This is a genomic window from Methanoregula sp. UBA64 (assembly GCF_002502735.1).
Classification (GTDB): Archaea; Halobacteriota; Methanomicrobia; order Methanomicrobiales; family Methanospirillaceae; genus Methanoregula.
In genome coordinates this window covers 62,470-83,192 of the sequence record NZ_DAQC01000005.1, presented here as the reverse complement: position 1 = coordinate 83,192, position 20,723 = coordinate 62,470, and the positions used below count along the sequence as shown (strand labels likewise).

Genomic DNA, 20,723 nt, shown 5'->3' with positions numbered 1-20,723 from the left:
ATGGCAAAAGTCTTCATCTATCCCGCAACGAGCCTGATCCTCTCTGATATGGTGACCCGGTTCGGGCATAAGCCGCTCGGATCGGCGATCGCGATCCGCGAACGTATCCAGACACCGGGCCTCGAATCCCCGCCGCTCCAGATCACGCCCGAAGAACCGAAAAAAGGGCTTGCCTGGGCGGCAGTCGAGGTCCCGGCCGGGGTTCGCGGGCGCATGTCGCTCTACGGCCCCATGATCGAAGCGTGCGATGCCGCGATCATCATCAACAACGCCGATCTCGCGTTCGGCTGCATGGGCTGCGCCCGGACAAACGAGCTCGTAAAATTCCTGCTCCGGCAGAAAAAGATGCCCCGGCTCGAACTCGAATACCCGAAAAACGAGGCAGAAGGCGTGCAGTTCGTAAGCGCGGTCAAAAAGTTCCTTTCCGAACTCGGGGGGAAACCATGACCGCCCCGGTACGGATCGCCCAGCTCTCCTGCGGTGCGGATTACTCGGGCGTGCAGGAAGAGATCAATGCGGCAGCGAGATCGGTAAACGGCGAGATCTTCTTCCCGGACATTGCCTTAAAAGACATTGTGCGGGACTTCGATGCATTCGGCCTCGAGGTCAGGAGTCCAGATCTAAAGCTCGCTATTGCCCGGGCAATTGCGCTTGTCGAAGGCCGGGTGGACGCGGACGCGGTCTTTATCGCAACCTGTTTCCGGTGTGCCGAAGCCGCAATTGTACGAAACGAGCTCAGGCGCTATATCCTCGAACACTCGAAACTCCCGGTCGTCAGCTACTCGTTTACCGAGCGCACGACTTCGGGAACGCTCCTTACCCGGATGGAGGCCTTAACGACCATAGCCCGGCGCCGGGCACTTCTTGCCCGCGAGGTTCAGGAGGGCATCACGCTCGGGATCGATTCCGGATCCTCGACAACCAAGGCCATCCTGATGAAGGACAACAAGATCATCGGCAAAGGCTGGATGCCAACCGGAGAGGTGCTCAAGAGCGCCCATGGCGTTGTTGACACTGCCCTTGCCGAAGCGGGAATAAAACTTTCCGATGTCCAGGCTATCGGTACGACCGGTTACGGGCGCTTTTTGGTGGGGAAAGAGTTCAACGCCGATCTTATTCAGGAAGAGCTGACCGTGAACTCGAAAGGCGCGGTCTACCTCGCCAATACGCAGCACGGGCCGGCTACCGTGATTGATATCGGGGGCATGGACAACAAGGCGATCACGGTGATGGACGGCATCCCCGGTACCTTCACGATGGGTGGCATCTGCGCCGGTGCAAGCGGCCGGTTCCTGGAGATGACCGCGAAGCGCCTCGGGGTCGACATCACCGAACTCGGGCCGCTTGCGATGAAAGGCATGGGTGGCAGGGTTCCCATGAACAGTTACTGTATCGTCTTTGGCACCCAGAGCCTCGTGAACGCCCTCGCTGCCGGCAGCACCCGGGAAGACGTGGCCGCGGCCGCCTGCCACAGCGTTGCCGAACAGGTCTTCGAGCAGCAGCTCCAGGAAGTGGACATCAAGGAACCCGTGCTCATGGTCGGCGGCACCTCGCTCATCGAGGGACTAGTGCATGCAATGGGCGAACTCTTAAAGATCAACGTGGTCGTCCCGCCGCACTCCCAGTACATCGGTGCGGTCGGCTCGGCGCTGCTTGCATCAGGGTTTATCAAAAAGGACGGGACAGATGCAGGCCATTGAGTATTTCGAGGTCGAATGTACCGAGAAGGCGGGCGGCGAGAACTATAAGCAGATAGCTAACGACGTGCTGCTCGACCATAACCTGCTCAGGGTGGTCCACAAGATCCACATCTACATCGACCCCAAGGTCCCCATCTTCGTCGCAGTCGGGATCTTAAAAAAAGTCACGACTATCGTAAAAGTCGGGGATATCGCAAACGTGAATCCCCTCGAAGGAAAGATCACGCTTTCTATCTCTGACGAGACCTACCTCTCCCAGATGCTCAAAGTTTTCTGGGACCGGTTCGGCAAAGACCATGTCGAGCAGCCGGACCGGTTCACGGTGATCCTCTATAATGTCCCGGCAACCGCAGCGGAGATCGAGGAGATCCAGATCGCCGACCCGAGCCAGTCGCTCTACAAGGATCTCGTCTATGCCATGAAATGCATCTGCCCGGAGGGGTTCCGGGTCAGGAGCGAGGACTTCGGGAAAGAGAAGTTCTCGTTTGTTGCCAGCGAGGATACACTCACCGATGCCAGCCTTGGGCTCGTAAATGAGAAGTTCGCGCTTATGGGGGAGACGCCATGATCCTTGTCCCGATCACCTACAAGGGCGGAGTGTACCGGCACAACGAGATCATCGACCTCATCGAAGACCTCGGCGGCTACATTGTCCAGAAGCACATGATAGCCCAGGAAGTCGTGCTCCAGTGCTTTGTCCCCAAAGAGGACGTGGAGCTGATCCGGGCGATAGGAAAACCGCTTGCCGGCGAGGTTACGGACTCCCCGCTCGTGGGGACCGAGATCGCGGTCGTAAGTATGAGCCTCGAGATCCACCACCTGCCCCACCCGTCCTGCGATATCGCGGAGTACGTGCGCCGGCTCGGGGCAAAGAGCAACATGGTAGGGATGGCCCGGGGCGTGGGGAAACGGATCGCGGGGATCAACGATGAGGAACGCGATGTCATAAACGAGCACGACATCGCGGTATACCTGCTCGGGAACTTCGAGCACTGTATCGAGAAAAAGATGCCGGTAATCCTCCGGGGGATCGAGGTGCCGGTCGTTATCTGCGGCGGCCCGGACAAGGAGGTGCTCGAACGTATTGTCCAGCCGAAGGTTGACGGCTACGTGGGAAACGTCGGCAGGTTCATGCACCGCACCAAGGAATCGGAGGAGCTGGAGAAACTCGACGAGATCATTGCGGAGATCACCAGAGTCCTTTCAAAGCGCCGTGAAGAGATCGCAAAAGACCCCCTCTCGGTTGCCCCGGCCCGGCTCATGGATGTCATCCGGGAGAAGGTGCCCGAGATCCAGTACGTGACCTCCCCGACGCCGCTCACGGTCCAGATGGCAGGGCTCCGGGTGAAGCTGCCGTACGACACGTACGCGGATGCCGTGCGCAGGGCAGAGATTGAGGACGGGATCACCATCGGCGAGATCGCCGACGTCGAACCTTCGCGGATGCGGGACTATATCATTGTGCGGGTAAAACCGTTCTCGGAGACAAACATCGTTGTGTGAGGATGAGATATGGGACGCAAGCGCGAGATCGAGTTCGAGGACCGGCTCCGGTATATTGTCGAGAAGGGCACGGCGGCAACCGCAGACGAGTGGCTGGGGATCATTGAAAAAGAGTACGGCAAGGTGCCGCTCATCTTCAAACACATGGGCGAGCGGCCCGAGGCGCTCATCTCCCACCTGCTCTACAAGACTACAGTAGCAGAGACAAGCCCGCTCGACCCCAAGTACGTGGAGCTGATCAGCATGGCGGTCGGTGCGGCCTTGAAATGCCCGCACTGTACGAGCTACCACATGCAGGCCGCAATCAAGATGGGGGCGACCCGGGAAGAAGTCCTTGAAACGATTCTCCTGTCGGGGATGATCTCGAACTCCTCGGTGCTTGCGAATGCGTACCGGATCGTGGATGACAAACTGGAGAAGTGCGTTCCCTGCCAGGTCAAGGGGGTAGGAAGCGATCAGAAAGAGAAAGCCGGTAATAAAAAGCGGACCCGTAAATCCCGAGCGTAACGGAGTAAATGTTTTTTCTTTTGGAAGTATCTGACGACCGCGAGACCGTGCTCAACATCATCTGAAGTATACTATCGTTTATTTCCCCGGGCGATCCAAGATCTGATCTGAATGTGCGGGATCGCGGGGCAGTACTGTTATGCGAGTGGACGGCCGGACCGCAGGCTTCTCGCATCCATGTCTGAACGGCTTGCCCACCGGGGACCTGACGGAGAGGGCCTGCATACCGATGAGCTTGTCGGCCTTGTCCACCGGAGACTTGCCATCATTGACCTCTCCCCGGATGGACTCCAGCCGATGACAAACGAGGATTGCTCGCTCTGGCTGGTCTTCAACGGTGAGATCTATAATTTTGTCGAGCTCCGCGAAGAACTGATGGCGAAAGGTCATGTCTTTTCTTCAAAATCAGATACTGAAGTAATCCTCCACGCATACGAAGAGTGGGGACACGGCTGCCTTGCGAGATTTAACGGAATGTGGGCGTTCGCCCTCTGGGACGAAAAAAAACAGGAGCTCTTCTGCGCCCGGGACCGGTTCGGGATAAAACCGTTTTATTATACCAAGATCAGCGGCTCGTTTTTGTTTGCCTCCGAGATCAAGGCACTCCTTGTTCACCCGGATGTGGGAAGAACGCCCGATGACGGGATGCTTCGGGTGTACCTTACCTGGGGCGTGCAGGATCACTGCGGGAGAACCATGTTCGAGGGAATTTCCCAGATCGGGCCGGGCCACGCGATGGTGGTCGGCCGGGATGGAAAAGCCGAACCGTTCCGGTACTGGGATGTTACCGTTAACCCTGCCCTGTCCGATACAAGGACTGACGATGAGGTTGCCACCCGGCTCCGCGGGCTTTTACACGATGCAACAAGGATCCACTTAAGAAGCGATGTGGCAGTAGGGACCTGCCTCTCGGGCGGGATTGACTCCTCCACGCTTACCGCCATCATCAGCGGAATCATAAAAGAGGACGCTCCGGAGAGCGTGGGTGCCCTGCAGAAGACCTTCTCCGTTGTCTTCCCGAAAACACAATACGACGAGAGCAGGTACATTGACGAGATTGTAGCCGCGACCAGGGTGGATGCGACTATGACGGAGCCGGCCCCGGCGGACCTCGAAACAGACATTAAAAGGCTCGTGTACATGCAGGACGAGCCGTTCGGATCCCTTTCGATCTATGCCCAGTACTGCGTGATGCGCCTGGCACAGACCAAGGTAAAAGTGGTACTGGACGGGCAGGGGGCAGATGAGCTTTTGGCCGGTTACCTCGGGTACCAGGCAAGTTACATCAGGGGCCTTTTAAAGAGGTTTAATATTCCGGCAGCATTTTCTGAAGCCCTTGGGAGTCTAAAAGAGCACCGGGGATTCTTTGTCACAGCCCGGGCGCAGCTGCGGGCACGGCGCGGGCGCAGGACACTCATTTTGGGAACCGCTCAGCCGGTTGACCGGTACGCCGGCACACTAGATGAGGTTCTGCACCGCGAACTTATTTCCACAAATCTCCCGGCCCTCCTCCATTACGAGGACCGTAACTCCATGGCTTTCTCTATCGAGTCCCGGGTGCCGTACCTTGATGTGCGCCTCGTGGAGTACCTGGCAGGACTCCCGCTTAACCAGAAGATCCGTAACGGGGTCACCAAGTGGTCGCTGCGTGCCGCGATAGTGGGGCTTGTCCCTGATTCCATCCGGTGCCGGCGTGACAAGATGGGATTTGTCACTCCCGAGGAATGCTGGATGAAGAACGAGCTCAGGGATTTCATGCAGGGAATCTTTTCTTCAGAGAGTTTCTGTTTCCGGCCCTACTGGGATGCAAAAGCCGTAAAGGAAGACTACGATGCCTTCCTTAACGGGACATCAGCCTACTCCCCCGAGATATGGCGGATTGCCTGCACAGAACTCTGGCTCCGGACCTTTATCGACAGACCCAACGGGATACGTCCGGGATAGATTCTTATGAACGCCTTTTTTAGCTTTAAAGCCGGTAAAGATCAGTATGTGAATATTCCCGGGGCGAATTCTGTCACGGGACAATGAAAAAAAACATAGGGCATATCAATGAAGACCATCATCCTTGCCGGCGGCGTGGGGACCCGGCTCTGGCCGCTCTCCCGGGAATACTATCCCAAGCAGTTCATCCCGATGGAGGGAGAGTCCCTCTTCCAGCGGACCTGCAAACGGGCACAGAAATTCTCGAAAAACAACGAGATCTATGTAGTGACGAACGAGATCCACCGGTATCTCGTGGCAAACCAGATGGACGATCTGGGGTGTACCGTCCCGGCCGACCATATCCTTGCAGAACCGGAACAGAAAAACACCCTGCCTGCTATTGCATGGGCAATGCAGCAGATAAAAAAGGCGGACAAGAACGCGACCGCCGTGGTCTTCCCCAGCGACCACCTGCTCGGGGAAAAAGCAGTTGGCCAGATTTCCGCGGCAGAACCCCTTGCCCAAAAGTACCTGGTGACCTTCGGTGTCAGGCCGACCTCGCCCCACACGGGATACGGATACATCCGGCCGGGGAAGGCCGTTGCCGGGGGATGTGCGGTCGAGGAGTTCAAGGAGAAGCCAGACGAGAAGACTGCCACAGAGTACGTGAAGAAAGGATATCTCTGGAACAGCGGGATCTTCCTCCTCTCCGTCCCGGTCTTCTTTGAGGAACTCAAAAAATACCAGCCCCGGCTCGCCGCCGCGTTTGCCGGGACCGCCGTTCCCGAGTACCCAAAACTCGATTCGATCTCGATCGATTACGGCCTGCTCGAACCCTCGAAAAAAGTTGCCGTCGTCCCTCTCGATACAGAATGGAACGATCTGGGGACGTTCAAGGCGATATACGAGGTCCGCCCGCACGATGCAGAGGGAAATGCCGGGGAAGCGGAGTACCTCTCGGCAAAGGACAACTACGTCAACGCCCCGGGAAAACGGGTCGGTCTTATCGGCGTGGACAACCTGGTCGTGGTGGACACGGCTGATGCCCTCCTTATCTGCGATAACCGACACACCGAGCAGGTCAAGGAGCTCGTGGGGCGGTACAACAAGCAAAACGATCCCGTAACCCTGTTCCACCGGCAGGTGCACCGGCCCTGGGGCGCCTATACCGTGCTCGAAGATTCGGAACACTATAAGATCAAGCGCCTCACGGTAAAACCGGGCCGGAAACTCTCCCTCCAGCTCCACCACCACCGGAGCGAGCACTGGGTGGTTGTGAGCGGTACAGCCGAGGTCGAGCTCAACGGCGAAACAAAACTCCTCCGGCAGGGAGAGAGCACCTTTGTGAAGAGCGGTGTCCGGCACCGACTGGAAAATCCCGGCGTCATCCCCCTGGAGATCATCGAGGTCCAGCTCGGGGAATACCTCGAAGAGGACGATATTGTCCGGTTCGAGGATGAGTACGGCAGGAAATAAGAAGATCTATTTTTTTCGTTGGTAGGGCCGGAACGCTTTCATGGCCTCATGTTCCCGGCAACCGCTGCCCGAGACAAGGCACTCCGGCCCGTTCCCGATCAGGTCTTCCCGTCCCGCCTGACGGAGACCTTCGAGCACAAAGGCCCGGTTGGCCGGTTCGCGGTACTGCATCATCGCCCGCTGGACCTTCTTCTCCCGGCCCCTGGGCACGTACACCGGTTTGAGCGCGAACGGGTCAAGTCCTGTGTAATACATGCAGGTCGAGACGCTCATGGGCGTTGGCGTGAAGTCCTGTACCTGCTCGGTGTAGAGACGGTTGTCCCGGATATACTCCGCGAGCTCGACCATGTCCCGCATCGTGCAGCCCGGGTGGCCGGACATGAAATAGGGTACAATGTACTGGCGTTTTGGTTTTCCCTGCTGGAACGCATCGAAGCGTTCGCGGAACCGGTCGAAGACCTCTTTTCCGGGCTTGTTCATGGCCGCCGTGACTTCTGCGCTCACATGCTCCGGGGCAACTTTTAAGTGACCCGAGACGTGGTGCTCCGCAAGCTGCCGGAGGTAGCCTGAATCCGGATCGCCGGCAAGCACGAGATCGTAGCGGATCCCGGAACCGACGAAGACCCGTTTTACACCGGGTATTTCGCTTACGCGACGGAGAAGCTCACGGATTTTGGTATGGTTCACATCGAGGGACGGGCAGGCCGGCGAGCAGGACTTCTTCGGGCAAGCCCCGGCCTTCTCCCACTTCGGGCAGGCCATGGCGTACATGTTTGCCGTCGGCCCGCCAATGTCCTGCACGATGCCTTTGAACTCCGGCATCTTCGCCATCCGGGTCACCTCGCGGACAACCGAATCTATGCTCCGGCTCTGGATGATCCGGCCCTGGTGGTGGGTGAGAGCACAGAACGAACAGCCCCCGAAACAGCCCCGGTGGGAGACGACCGAGAACCGGACGGGTTCGAGCGCCGGGACCGGTTTTTTGTACGAAGGGTGAGCCCGGCGGGAGAAGGGCAGCTCGTAGACATGATCGAGTTCGACGGTCGTGAGCGGCCGGGCCGGAGGATTCTGGATGATTACCGTTTTCGGGTGCGGCTGGGCAACGGGCCTTCCCCGGACCGGATCCTGTTCCCGGTAGTGGAGCGCGAATGCCTTTGCATATGCGATTTTGTCGGACGAGACTTCGGTAAACGAGGGGATCTCCACGATGCCATCGTGCGGGACCGCACGCCATTCGGCGACTTCCCTTGTGTATGTGGTTCCCCGGATATCCCGAAGCGACCGGGCCGGTTCTCCGGCAGCGAGACGCTGTGCGATCTCCACAACCTGCCGCTCTCCCATGCCATAGACAAGGAGCGTTGCCGGGGCATCGGCAAGGATCGCCTGCCGGACCTTGTCCTGCCAGTAATCGTAGTGCGCGAAGCGACGCAGGCTCGCCTCGATCCCGCCAAGAACGATCGGGACGTCGGGGTATGCGGCGTGGACGAGGTTCGCGTACACGACCGTCGCCCGGTCCGGCCGGCGCAGCTCTCCCCCGGGCGAGTACACGTCCGAGCTCCGGCGCTTGAGGTTCGGGGTGAGGTTGTTCACCATCGAATCGACATTGCCGGACGAGATCCCGAAGAAGAGCCGGGGCTTCCCGAGCGCCGTAATATCTGTTGTGCTCTTCCAGTCCGGCTGGGCGATGATCCCGACCGAGAATCCTGCATCCCAGAGGACCCGGCCGATAAGTGCCGTGCCAAACGACGGGTGATCTACGTACGCATCGCCCGTGACAAGGATGATATCGAACTGTCCGATGCCAAGGGCGGCACCCTCTTTTTTGGTGAGGGGGAGAAACGCGGGCTGATCGGTCATGACTATTTAACCGGGGGCCGCCGGGTCAGGTCCCGGATGATGTCCGCAAGCCCGCCCGGTGCATCTTCTTCCTCTTCGGCCGGTTCCGGCTCCGGGGGTGTCGGTCCGCTCTTCGCCGACTTCTCTTGGGCCTCCCCGTCCTGCCCGTGGACCGGCAGGTTCACCTGGGTCTTCTCATCGAACTGCCGCACGATCGAGATGCCGGAGAATTCCAGAATAACGGCCTCTGCCACGATATAGGTCACCGCCTTCTCCCGCAGGCAGCCGGTTAAGGCGTGCCCGGCCCGGCCCACGGACGTGTGGAAATGGATGGCAGGACTGCCGTCCTCCATGGTGATGGTCCCGATACCCACCATCTCCCACCCGCCTTCGAACATGACAAAATGCGGATCGGGGGGAAAGACCGCTTCTTCCGGCCCGGTGACCATCTTGGCCTGGCGCAATGCCCCAAGATACAGGATCGTGCCGGCCGTAACAGCGTGCGTTTTTACAAACTCGCGCGTAACGCCTAAAAAATCCTCGCCGTCGTCAATCCGCAGGACAAATACCCTGCCGATCCTGCCTTCAGAGTACTGCATACCGGGGCCCTTTTTTTAGATTTTTGTAGTGATTAGAATGACGCGGATTTATATCTCTTTTCTCTTACAAAAAAACGGATTGCTCCCTTTCTCCTGCACGGTTTGGAGAATAAGGCGCAGAGATGGCGAAAAACGGGTCGGGCGGGTGTCCTACCGCCCGCCGGCTCCGCCGCCGCCAAAGCCCCCGCCGCCCCCGAAACCTCCTCCGCCAAAACCGCCCATTCCTCCCCCGCTCCCGCCCTGGCCGGGAGGAACAAAGGTCATGAGCGGCACAAAGACCATATTCATCCCCATAACTCCTGTCGGGACACCGGTCTCGGGGACCGGGATATCGAGCGACTTCATGGCCGCTTCCACCTTGTCGCCCACGCCAAGGGCAGTGCCGTAGACCAGCCACTCGCCCCACATCGGGAGGTCCTCGGGGGGATACTTCCGGATCATGGCCATGTCTGAGAGGAAGTGGGCAAAGGCGTCCCATTCCAGTTTGTCCTTGTAATGGTCGTCCTTCCAGTGCCCAAAGAGGGTCGAAGGAGCCGCCCATGCGATCACGAACTGGATCGTCACCACGAGCAGGAGGGCTGCTGCCGGGAACAGGAGCGACCCCTGCACCGGCATCACGAATGCTGCCATGAACGTGACTACGCAGAGCACGGCGCTTACCGCAACAAACGGGGTGAGGTGGTCGCGGCCGTCCACCATATACTGGTAGGAGATGGCGGTATCCACCCGGCGCGTCACATCGGTGAGATTCTTCTGGAACCGGAGCGCCTGTTCCATTGCGGGCATACTCGTGCGGGCATCGCTCACCAGCGTCTTGATAGCGTCGGAATCGAGCGTATCGTTCTTCCCCACGGCTTTTAAAAATGCCAGGACCCGCTGCTCGTACGGGTCAGATGTTGCCGTGGAAAGGACGCGGATTGAGACCTCTTTTCCGTCCCCCTTTGTCGTTATCTCGACGAGTTTTCTCCGGTGCAGGTCAAGGAGCGTGGCATAGTAGCCGTCCTGGTCGAAGTCCAGGGCATCGCCTTTGAAGAGCAGGTTCACCTGCCAGGGTTTGAGCTCCGGGTTCGGGATGGTGCTCAAAAAGGTCGTGACCGTGAACTGCCGCTCGCGCCCGTACCGGTAATAGATAAGGAGCAGGAGGAACGGTGCGAGGATCACAAGCGCCTTTGCCAGGTAACTGACAACGAGGGCCAGGGTGTACGGGAGATCGTACCAGAAACTCGCGGATGCTGCTTTCGCTGCTACATCCGTTGTCGTGCTCCAGACCCCGGGCATTGCCGCGAATGCGTCCTTGTTCCCCACCATCTCTACCGCGATGATCTCGTTTTTGGCAACGCTGCCCGTGATGGTGTAGGTGTCCCCGGATTTATCGGCGGACAGGGTCGGCGGGTACGCATAGACCTGTTCGATATTGTCCGCCGGCACCGTGATCATGACATACTGGTAGGGGATGTGGCTGGTGCCGGCAAATTTCAGGTTGAGGTGCGTATGGGTGCCGTCAGTTTCGAGCGGCGGATGGACCACGTACGCGGTCGTTACCGTATAGGTTCCTTCGGAGAAATACCCGGGATTGTAGATCCCCACTTCGTTCTTGTCCGCGAGACGCGCGATCCTGTCGGAGACCGCGCTGTCCGCTGAACCGGTGACCCGCACGGCGGCGGACGCGTCTTTGGCATATCCCACGGAACCGGCGGGCGCATCGATCGAGACAAACTGGATCGACGAGCTGTTGCGGCTGTCAAAGACGAGCGGGGCTTCCCACGAGCGGTATAGCATCCGGTACTCGCCGGAGGACTCCACATTGTACACGTACTGCTCCTGCAGGGTCCCGGTATCCGAGAGGGTAGCCCGGTACGAGTCCACCACGAGGTCCCCGTGGACGAGGGGCGGGACGACAACGGCAAGGACGAACGCTGCGATCCCAAGGAGCAGCGTGATGGCAAAAATAAGGGTGATCTGCCGGGTTTCGCTCACGATCGATTCCCCATCAGAACTCGATCTTGGGGGCAGTCGCTATGGCTTCTTCGAACTGGAGATACTCAAGCTTGTTGAGGTGTATCATGTGCCCGATGAAGTTCGAAGGGATGGTGTCCATCATCGTGTTGAACTCCTGGGAGATGTTGTTGTAGGTGTACCGCTGCCGGGAGATCTCGTTTTCCAGGTCTTTGACCGAGCCCATGAGGTTCGTGACCGTGCTCGCGGTCTTGAGATCGGGATAGTTCTCTGCAACGGCAAGGAGCCGGCCGAAGATCGAGCGGGACTCGGCCTCGACCTTGTTCAAGTCCCCGGGCCCGGCGGTAGCAACCGCTGCACGCATGGCGGTGACTTTCGTGAGCGTGTCCTGTTCGAACTTTGCATAGCTCTTGACCGCACCGAGCAGCTGCTCGATCATGTCGAGCCGTTTCTTCATTGCCACCCGGATCTGCCCGAGGGTCGCTTCCGAGGAGTTCTTGAGCGAGAAAAACCGGTTGTAGATCCCGACGGCCCAGATGATGAGGCCGATGATAACAAGGATGATGACAATCAGGATGATCCAGCCAATGATATCTCCGAGCATGGTGTATCACCATACCGGTACACCCGCAAGAAGATAAGGCTGAGGGCGGAGGGCAGGGACGGAAAAAATCCGAAGGGGCCCGGATCGCTGGAGTACTTAACCTTACAGTTGAACTGTAAAGTTACAGACCGGCTGTAACATTACAGACTGCGTTACGCCGGAGAGGGGATCGAAAAATGAGAGGTTGAGGGGGCCGGACTTTTAAAAAACGCCCGGTACGGGATCGGGATTCTTTCTTGATCCGGTGTACCGGGAAAAACCGGGCCCCTGAATAGTACGGCAGAAAAAAAGAGATTTATGCAATCGCCAGCGTCCCGACAACCCGGAGCTTGCCGCCTTCGAGATAGTTGAGCACGACTTTTGCGCCCGGGGGAAAGACCAGATCCTTATCGAGCGTGATAGTCAGTTCGGGCATCCGCCAGTCGCTGCCGGCAACGACCCTGGTGACCCGGGCGGGCAAAAACTGCATCCAGTGGCCCACGTACACGACCATATCCTCCTTGATGGGGGCGGGCCAGTACTTGACAAGCTGGGCCTGCCCGGTGATGGTGGACGCGGTCTTTACCGCGGGGTCGTTTGTCAGGACATACCCGCGGTCGAGATCCTCGGCTTCGATCCCCTTGAGGGCAAGACCTGCCCGGTCGCCGATCACTGCAATCTCGGCGTCCTCGTCGTGCTTCTGGATCGAGCGGACCTGTGCGGTTTTCGTGGTCGGGAGCACCTTGAGCGAATCGTGTTTTTTGATCACGCCATGAGCAACGCAGCCGAGAACTACGCTCCCGACACCCTTGACATTGAAGTGGTGGTCGATGGGCATGGACCCGATGGATGCGCCCTCCTTGGTCTTCTGGTGGGCCGAGAGCTTTGCCGCGGCATCGAGCAGCTTTTCCCGGATGCCGATGGGTTCGTCCTCGACGACATCGTAGTGTTCGAGCACGGTGCCCTTGATGAGCGGCGCGATCTGGTCGGGGGAGAGGTAGTTTTTGAGGACAAGAGAGCCGTTTGCCTTCCCGGCGCACTGGAGCATCAGCACCATCTCGCCGAAAGTGGCGTTGACCTCGCTGACTACGAGGAGGACCCGGTCGGCGAGGGAGATCGCATAAAAGAGCGAGGAGAGTTTCTCCGGGTACCGGGTCGGTTCGATGAAGGTGACGGTCGCAGGGCCTTTCTTGAGGTTATAGAAGGTGATATCGCTGGTTGTACCTTTTTTTCCCAGGGTATCTGCATAGCCGTTCGGGGCAAGGACGGCGACGGTGATATTGGACATGATGGTAAGTGTATTGGGTTTTGTCCTGTAATATCTTTTACAGACCCTGATGAGGGGCGGGATTTTATCAGACTGGGTCCAATCCGGAAAAGTAACGGGCCCAACGGATCAGAGAAGGTGCGGGAAATATAATGTTCTTTAGCTTATGTACCAGTGTAGTGTTTCAGCGATACTATAATTCCGCGCTTCAGGTGATCCATGGATCTTTCAAAAAATAAAAAGACGATAATCCAGATTGTTCTGTTACTCATAGGACTCCTGATCCTGGTCTATATCCTCCGCGGCTCCGGAATTCTTGAAAACATCCCTTACCTTCTTACCATCAGCATCCCGCTGCTCATACTAGCCTTTGTCCTCTCCAACATCAATATCCTGGTAAAAATTTACCGGTGGAAGTTCCTCAGCGAAAAATACAACCAGCCTATTTCAATGCGCGAAGCATCCATTGTCACGGTGTCGAGCCTGTATTTCGCCAATATCACGCCGGGAAAAGTAGGCGACCTCTTCAAGGCATATTATATGCAGAAAAAACACCTGATGGACTTTTTTGACGGCGTTTCGATGATCTTTTACGAGCGGTTCTTCGAACTGCTGATCCTCGCCCTGACCGCGGGGGCAATTATTTTTATCAATATGAAAGGGGTTTCGGTAATTGTCCTCGAGCTTACCGCGGTAATCCTGATTATCCTCGCCCTGTTCTATTTCAAATCCGATTATTTCATGGGGCTGCTGGAGAGGCTGCTCGTCCGTGTGCCGGTAATTAACACCGGAGAGGTAAAATTCCACATCAAAAAACTCCCGCTGCCCGACATCTTTGCCGTGTTTGTAATCACGGGAGTATCGCTGGTCTTTGAATTCGCCCGGCTGTGGGTGATCGCCCTCGCATTCGGGTACTGGCTCAACCCGCTGCAGGTATCGATCTTCTTCAGCCTCGCTATCGTTGCCGGTCTGATCTCCCAGATCCCGCTCGGCATCGGTGTGACGGAAGGATCCTTGAGTTTCCTCTTCCAGCAGGTCGGAGTTCCTCCGGTAAGTGCGATGTCGATTGTCCTGACCGATCGTATCATCTCTATGTATTACGCCCTTGTACTGGGATTTGTATTTTCCAAATTTTCCTATGACCGGCTCAACGAGGCTGAGGCTGCATCATGATCTCGATTATTGTCCCGCTGTATAACGAGAGAGAGAACGTACTGCATTACCCTGAGGATTTTTTCCCGGTTGTCGAGGATCTTTCCCGTAAGACCGGGGAGACGTTTTCCTATATTTTTGTCGACGATGGGAGCAAAGACGATACGGTAGCGCAGATAAAGGCTGTCGCACAGGGCCGGTCGGATATCACCCTCCTCGAGCATGGGATAAACCGGGGCATGGGAAATGCGATTAAGACCGGCCTTGGTGCCTGCACATCAGAACTCGTCGTTACCATGGATTCCGATCTGACGTTCCGGCCGGAAGATATCGAAAAACTCATTGAAAAGTACCGGGAGACCGGTGCAGACTGCGTCTCCGGGTCCCCGTACATGGGGGAGGGGCTGATGGAGGAGGTTACACCCTTCCGGTTATTTTTAAGCGCCTCGGTGAACTTCATGTACCGCTGCCTTCTCGGGAAAAAGATTACCAGCGTCAGCCCGATCTTCCGGCTCTACAAGCGCGAAGAACTGGCAAAACTGACTATTTCCAGCAGCAATTTCGAGATCAATGCGGAGATCATATCCAAACTGCTCATCGCCGGTAAAAACGTCGTGGAGATCCCGGTCCCGCTGCTGAGGCGGAAATACGGGTATTCGAAGATCAATGTGAAAAAAGAGATCAAAAACAACCTGGTGATGCTTTACAAGATTTTTAAGACCAAATACCTTCACCGAGAATGGACCTGAAGATTTTATAAATTCCTTGGGGTGATGTTTTTTCTCCCGGCCGGGGAATACCCCCGGTTCTCTTTTTCGCAGGAATTGTCAAGGTACGTGTCCTGAATATAACTCCCCCCGGTAAAAGACCGCCCGGGCGTGTACCACGATCTTCCTTAACTTAAAATACGATTCGTGAGAACACCACATAACGATGTTTGCCATCATCCTTGGAACACGGCCGGAGATCATCAAGATGTCCCCCCTTATCCGGTCGTGCGAAAAACAGGGTATTGATTATTTTGTCCTCCATACCGGCCAGCACTATTCTTACGAGATGGACCGGGTCTTTTTTGAGGATCTCCGCCTTCCCGCGCCCCGGTATAATCTCGATGTCGGTTCCGGAAGCCATGCCGTTCAGACAGGGGCCATCATGGCTGGTGTGGAAAAGATCCTCGCCGAAGAAAAACCGGAGGTAGTCCTTGTCCAGGGAGATACCAACACCGTACTTGCAGGAACGCTGGCCGCTTCCAAATGCTATGTACGGGGGCCGCAGAAACTGCCGGTGGAGGTGGGCCACGTGGAGGCTGGTCTGCGGAGCTTTGACCGTACCATGCCGGAAGAGATCAACCGGATAATCGCAGATCATGTAGCGGATTACTGTTTTGCACCAACGGAGGTGGCTAAGAAAAACCTCCTGCACGAAGGGATCGACGAAAAGAAGATTGTCGTGACCGGCAATACGATCGTCGATGCTGTCCGGCAGAATGTCGTCCTTTCAAACGAATCCGGAAATACCCTGAAAAATCTGGGACTTTCAGAGAAAGGGTATTTCCTGGTGACACTCCACCGTCAGGAAAATGTGGATGACAAAACGCGCCTTGAAGGGATCTTTTCCGCCCTCGCCCGGCTCCATGCCGCAACCGGGATACCCATGGTATTCCCGGTCCATCCGCGGACGGAAAAAATGATCAAATCGTTCGGACTTGACCTCAAAGGTATCTCCCTCATCCCCCCGCAGGGATTTCTGGATTTCCTGCAGCTCGAATCGAATGCCCGTATGGCACTGACCGATTCCGGGGGAGTGCAGGAAGAAACCTGCATCCTCGGCGTGCCTTGCGTAACAATACGGGATTCTACAGAACGACCGGAGACCGTTGCAGTCGGGGCAAATATCGTGGCAGGGGTGTCGCCCGAGAACATTATCAAAGCTGCGGGAACCATGCTTGAAAAACAGGACTCCTGGGAGAATCCGTTCGGTGACGGGAATGCGGGGGATAAGATACTTCATTCAATCTGTTCAGAAATATAAACGAGGAAAAAGGTAGAAGTTGATTCAATTAATACTGTATTTTTTATTTACCCTTAAATAGAATTCTTTTCAAATTCTGAAAAAAAGCTCCTGATGGCCTGATGGTTACGTACATGAGGAGGAGGAGAATACAGTACTGCAGAGTGAAAAACACAAGGGTGACGTACCATCCTAATGACCCGGTCGGGTTTGTATACTGATTATTTGTATAGAATCCACCAAACATTAGTGGAAATTCAATAAATGCAAATATTTGAAACAGATAAAATAGGATTATTTTATAGAGATCGTCAGCTACGAGTATGCACAGGAGCGGTGTAAACCAGACAATATACTGAGGGCTGTGAAATTTTGTGAGATAAATTACCGCGATAAGCGCGCACAGAAGGCATTTTATCAGAGTTTCCTGGCGATTTTCCGTTGATTTATAAGATTTATAGATCAGATAGAAAAGTACTGCAGCCATGAGCAGGTACATACAAACGGAAATTTCCCCTGTAGTTATACCGATATGCCAGAGTCCGTTCAGCCAAGAATAGATCGTATAAGTAACAGTATTAACATAGACACCAACACTCGCCCCAGTGGCAAACAAATAGGATTTGAGTGCATCCGGCCGTATAATGATAAGGGGTAAAATGAATACTAGTGCAAAAGGAACTATCACTTTACAGACGTCAATTATTTCTTGCTTTAAAGAAGTTTTCTTAGCGTGATAAAGGATAATAAAAGGGAACGTTATTGCGGGAAAAATCTTGGCAAAGAATCCAAGTGCTGCAGCAAGGTAGCTTCTCATATTCTTTTCATAAATGGTAAAGAGGACAGCAATCATTAAGAAACACGTCGGAAATGCATCATATTTTGTGATGACAAAATATGCTGTTGAAAATGCTGTTGCATAAATCAATCCGGCGATAAACGCTGTACGCTCGTTACGAAGTTTTAAAACAATTAAATAGACGCATAAAAGGGTAATGATATCGCAAATTATCATTAAAATTTGAAATGTATATATAAACCCCCATGCATTTTGCAAAAGAAGCGCGGGAATCAAGGAGAGAATAATAGGGACAAACAACAGGACCGGATATTCAAAATTATAATTTAAGTACGGTAGTTGACCCTGCATCAGATAAACTCCGTGCTGGAGATAATACCCCAAATCATAATAATCAATAAACGAATGAAAAATCAGAGGAGTGGCAAAAAAAACGGCAACTTTTGTCAGAAGGGAGCACACTATGAGCAAAAAAAGATGATGCTTTATTATCCCAACATCAGTTTTTTTAAAAGGATTGTCAAGGAATATCCACGATTTGTTTGTTTTTTTCCCTTTTTTTTCAAATTCTTCCCCAAGACTCTTATTTTTATTACCCATCTTTCTTCACCGAACAATATTCATTTACACATATTAATTATAAATAAATTCTATGTACAATTGAAGTATATTTCGATTAACAACAAATCAGAAAGTCTACTTTCGTTGCCACGTCACCCGCCGGTTCACCAAGAAATTCCAAATAAATGCCACCAGAATCCCCAGAATATTTGCGATCCGGTAATCGACACCGGCCCACGTTGCAAGCACGTTTAAGATGGCAAAATTGATCGCTGCCCCTCCGACAGAGACCACCTGGAACGAGATAAACCGCTGCCACCGATGCCCGAGTGCGTGTTCTTCCCGATCTGCACGGAACGTCCAGAGATCGTTTAAGATAAAATTGCTGATAATAGACAGTTCGATGGCGATGATACTCGCTACCGGGAGGACAAGATGAACAAATTCCTTAAGATAGATGAGCAACCCCTCATTTACCACAATCCCGGAAAGCCCTACCATCCCGAACTTGAAGAGCTTTTTCCACTCCTGCCAGACCGCGCTGTCGTGGTGGTTCCAGGAATATCGGGCATTATCGGTTACCTGGGCTGCGTAATCAACGATGGTTTTTAGGCCCAGCTTGCTTGAGCCGACCGCCCGGTCCACAAATTCAAACGGGATCTCCTTTGCTGTCTTCCAGTGACCTTTCCCGAGCACCTCGAGGAGTATCTTATATCCCCGCGGTTTAAGGGGGGCATCTTCGACAACACCCTTTTTAACCGCAAAAAAACCGCTGACCGGGTCATGAATCTCCGGGAAGAGCAGCCGGCCAAGGAAGGTGGCCCCAAGGGAGATTACCCGGCGCTTGAGTGGCCATTTCTGGATCCCCCCTCCCTGCATGTACCTGCTGCCGATGACGATATCGCTGCCGGCCCTGATCTCAGCGAGCATCTCCGGGATGTGTGCAGGGGGATGGGAGAGGTCTGCATCGATTACCAGAAAGATATCCGACTGCGCTGTATGGAACCCCTCCACAACGGACTGGGAAAGTCCCGGATCGTTTTTCCTGACAACAAGGCTGACATTGGATTTGGTCTGTTGTATGTCCCTGACAATGGGAATTGTTCGGTCCGGTGAATTGTCATCCACCACAAGGATCTCGCCATTAATGGCATTCCGGGAGAAGACGGTGTCCACTTCACGGATGATTGCAGCGATGTTTGCTTCTTCCTTAAATGTGGGGATGATGACAGTCAGGTCGTACATGGCAGCACGCAGGGATTATTGTGAGGTAAAGAGGTAAATTCCGGTATCCTGTCCGGCAAATTTCGTATTGTTCTTGAGCCAGAGAACAGCATCCCCGTTGGGATCAGCTGCACTGATATCCGAGGTGACAACAAAGAAGATCGTACTGTTGCCCCGCCCGGCATAGACGTTTTCAAGATCTTTACCGGTTGTTGCACCAGATTCACGGGTATTGTCCTTACCGGCCGAATAATAGTAATCGAGCGGCTGGGTCATATACCCGGGAACTGCGACCACGATATCTCCGGGACTCGTCCGTTCTGCCAGTGCCTGAGAGAAACCCCGCCAGTCCTCCTTGGAATACCCGGTATAATACCCGCTTGCAGCAAGGGATGCACCGCTGATAATGCAGAACATCGCGATAAAGCAATACACAACAGCCCGGCTCCTCCACAGGGAATACAGGGTACGGTAACACAGAGCAATCCCGATGAAAAAGACAAGGGTCAAAAAGATCAGGTAGCGGGGCAGCATCGGCATTTTAAACGAGAGGATAAAGCTGATGACAAAGGTCAGGATAGTAACCAGTACCAGGAAAATTCCCTTGTTTTTGTCGATAAGAAATGCCTGGATGATTCCAATGGCAAAGAGCACGATAAACAGGACCATGACCAGCTCGTTGAACCCGGAGATCTGGCTGAAGGTTTCGGGAATCAGGGTCAGTCCCTGGATCCCGTAGGTCGGTGCTGAGGCCGTTCGTGTTGCAAAGAGGCCGATCGTAACCAGGATCAGGGGGAGTGTGAGGACCACAAATACAACGACCCCCGCCGCGAGCAGCTTCAGGTTATTGAGCTCGGTACGGATCTTCGGTGCCCAGATGATGAGCGCATACAGGACCAGCGCTGCGATCATCACGAATGCATAGAAATGGGTCCAGAACGCGAGGGCTGAAAAGACACCGAACAGCACCCATTCTGTCCATGAACCGGTTTTCATGGCTTTTAAGAAGAAGAGCGTTGCGAGGGCGACAAAAAAGAGCATCACCGCATATGCCCGGGCTTCCTGGGAGTAGTAGATCAAAAAGGGCGAGACCGCACAGGCAGCGGCGGCAATAATCCCGGTGTTCCGGTCAAGGAATTCCTTCCCGACAAGATAAAAGACAGGTATGGAAAGAACACCGAGCAGTGCCGGGACAAAACGCAGGATGGCCTCACTGTTTCCGAACATCAGCAGGACATGCTCGATCCAGTAGAAGAGCGGCGGGTTGAATTCCCCTCCAGTGGTCAACCCCCAGATGCCAAAAATGGAGTGTGACGAATAGCTATACGTAGTGGCTTCATCCAGCCAGAGGGAGTTGTACCCGAGATTATAGAACCGCAGGATAAACCCGGCGATGGTAAGAAGTATCAGGGCCTGGACATACCGGCTTTTCGTGACAAGCGACCGGATATTTTCAAAAGTAATGTCCCGGAACGATGCAACCGGGGACACATAGCCATCATCCAGATCGCATTCCCCGGCTGCATCCTGCCGGGACCCTCGTTTATCTCCGTCTTTTTTCTTTGCCATCGCGCTCACTATTCTATTTGTCAATATTCAGATATATCTACCCGTAACAAAACGA

At 54.9% G+C, this 20,723-nt stretch carries 18 protein-coding genes; 10 read left to right on the top strand and 8 right to left on the bottom strand.

Going from position 1 to position 20,723, the window contains the following annotated elements; translation table 11 throughout:
- The 7 genes from BP758_RS08055 to BP758_RS08025 all read left to right on the top strand — a co-directional run bounded on the left by BP758_RS08055 (position 1) and on the right by BP758_RS08025 (position 7,112).
- Positions 1–447, top strand: coding sequence for a methanogenesis marker 5 protein (locus BP758_RS08055; protein WP_292370359.1), 447 nt, complete (start codon positions 1–3; stop codon positions 445–447).
- Positions 444–1,700, top strand: coding sequence for a methanogenesis marker 15 protein (locus BP758_RS08050; RefSeq protein WP_292370358.1), 1,257 nt, complete (start codon positions 444–446; stop codon positions 1,698–1,700). Before BP758_RS08055 ends, BP758_RS08050 begins: the two co-directional genes overlap by 4 nt.
- On the top strand, positions 1,687–2,268 hold the full coding sequence (locus tag BP758_RS08045) for a methanogenesis marker 17 protein (protein WP_292370357.1): 582 nt from the start codon (positions 1,687–1,689) through the stop codon (positions 2,266–2,268). Before BP758_RS08050 ends, BP758_RS08045 begins: the two co-directional genes overlap by 14 nt.
- Positions 2,265–3,203, top strand: coding sequence for a methanogenesis marker 7 protein (locus tag BP758_RS08040; protein WP_292370356.1), 939 nt, complete (start codon positions 2,265–2,267; stop codon positions 3,201–3,203). The genes BP758_RS08045 and BP758_RS08040 overlap by 4 nt, the downstream gene beginning before the upstream one ends.
- 9 nt (positions 3,204–3,212) lie before the next feature.
- Positions 3,213–3,710, top strand: a complete 498-nt coding sequence (locus BP758_RS08035) for a carboxymuconolactone decarboxylase family protein (RefSeq protein WP_292370355.1) — start codon at positions 3,213–3,215, stop codon at positions 3,708–3,710.
- Positions 3,711–3,821: 111 nt separating this feature from the next.
- A complete protein-coding gene (gene asnB, locus BP758_RS08030) occupies positions 3,822–5,654 on the top strand; it encodes an asparagine synthase (glutamine-hydrolyzing) (protein WP_292370354.1) in 1,833 nt (610 codons plus the stop codon).
- 108 nt (positions 5,655–5,762) lie between these two features.
- Positions 5,763–7,112, top strand: a complete 1,350-nt coding sequence (locus BP758_RS08025; protein ID WP_292370353.1) for a mannose-1-phosphate guanylyltransferase/mannose-6-phosphate isomerase — start codon at positions 5,763–5,765, stop codon at positions 7,110–7,112.
- Positions 7,113–7,118: 6 nt separating this feature from the next.
- Here BP758_RS08025 and BP758_RS08020 read toward each other — a convergent pair whose 3' ends face one another.
- From BP758_RS08020 to BP758_RS08000, 5 genes are all read right to left on the bottom strand, one after another.
- Entirely contained in the window at positions 7,119–8,969 is a 1,851-nt protein-coding gene (locus BP758_RS08020) for a YgiQ family radical SAM protein (protein WP_292370352.1), read from the bottom strand.
- 2 nt (positions 8,970–8,971) lie between these two features.
- On the bottom strand, positions 8,972–9,547 hold the full coding sequence (locus BP758_RS08015) for a PPC domain-containing DNA-binding protein (RefSeq protein WP_292370351.1): 576 nt from the start codon (positions 9,545–9,547) through the stop codon (positions 8,972–8,974).
- A gap of 150 nt (positions 9,548–9,697) precedes the next feature.
- The gene (locus BP758_RS08010; protein ID WP_292370350.1) at positions 9,698–11,524 is read right to left on the bottom strand and encodes a DUF2207 domain-containing protein; all 1,827 of its coding nucleotides are present in this window, start codon (positions 11,522–11,524) and stop codon (positions 9,698–9,700) included.
- Positions 11,525–11,537: 13 nt separating this feature from the next.
- Positions 11,538–12,107: a LemA family protein gene (locus tag BP758_RS08005; RefSeq protein ID WP_292370349.1), complete on the bottom strand. Its 570-nt coding sequence runs from the start codon at positions 12,105–12,107 to the stop codon at positions 11,538–11,540.
- Between the two features lie 295 nt (positions 12,108–12,402).
- The gene (locus BP758_RS08000; protein WP_292370348.1) at positions 12,403–13,374 is read right to left on the bottom strand and encodes an EF-Tu/IF-2/RF-3 family GTPase; all 972 of its coding nucleotides are present in this window, start codon (positions 13,372–13,374) and stop codon (positions 12,403–12,405) included.
- A gap of 198 nt (positions 13,375–13,572) precedes the next feature.
- Between BP758_RS08000 and BP758_RS07995 the strand changes: the two genes are divergently transcribed.
- The 3 genes from BP758_RS07995 (at position 13,573) to wecB (ending at position 16,536) form a co-directional block, all read left to right on the top strand.
- Positions 13,573–14,526 (top strand): lysylphosphatidylglycerol synthase transmembrane domain-containing protein, encoded by a 954-nt coding sequence (locus BP758_RS07995; protein ID WP_292370347.1) that lies wholly within the window; start codon positions 13,573–13,575, stop codon positions 14,524–14,526.
- The gene (locus tag BP758_RS07990; RefSeq protein WP_292370346.1) at positions 14,523–15,254 is read left to right on the top strand and encodes a glycosyltransferase family 2 protein; all 732 of its coding nucleotides are present in this window, start codon (positions 14,523–14,525) and stop codon (positions 15,252–15,254) included. Before BP758_RS07995 ends, BP758_RS07990 begins: the two co-directional genes overlap by 4 nt.
- Positions 15,255–15,438: 184 nt before the next feature.
- Positions 15,439–16,536 (top strand): non-hydrolyzing UDP-N-acetylglucosamine 2-epimerase, encoded by a 1,098-nt coding sequence (gene wecB, locus BP758_RS07985; protein ID WP_292370345.1) that lies wholly within the window; start codon positions 15,439–15,441, stop codon positions 16,534–16,536.
- 43 nt (positions 16,537–16,579) lie between these two features.
- On the opposite strand, the gene BP758_RS07980 is transcribed toward wecB, so the two are convergent.
- The 3 genes from BP758_RS07980 to BP758_RS07970 form a co-directional block, all read right to left on the bottom strand.
- Positions 16,580–17,914, bottom strand: a complete 1,335-nt coding sequence (locus BP758_RS07980; RefSeq protein ID WP_292370344.1) for a hypothetical protein — start codon at positions 17,912–17,914, stop codon at positions 16,580–16,582.
- A gap of 96 nt (positions 17,915–18,010) precedes the next feature.
- On the bottom strand, positions 18,011–19,120 hold the full coding sequence (locus tag BP758_RS07975; protein ID WP_292370343.1) for a GtrA family protein: 1,110 nt from the start codon (positions 19,118–19,120) through the stop codon (positions 18,011–18,013).
- A gap of 15 nt (positions 19,121–19,135) precedes the next feature.
- Positions 19,136–20,692, bottom strand: a complete 1,557-nt coding sequence (locus BP758_RS07970; protein ID WP_292370342.1) for a glycosyltransferase family 39 protein — start codon at positions 20,690–20,692, stop codon at positions 19,136–19,138.
- Positions 20,693–20,723 lie beyond the last annotated feature (31 nt).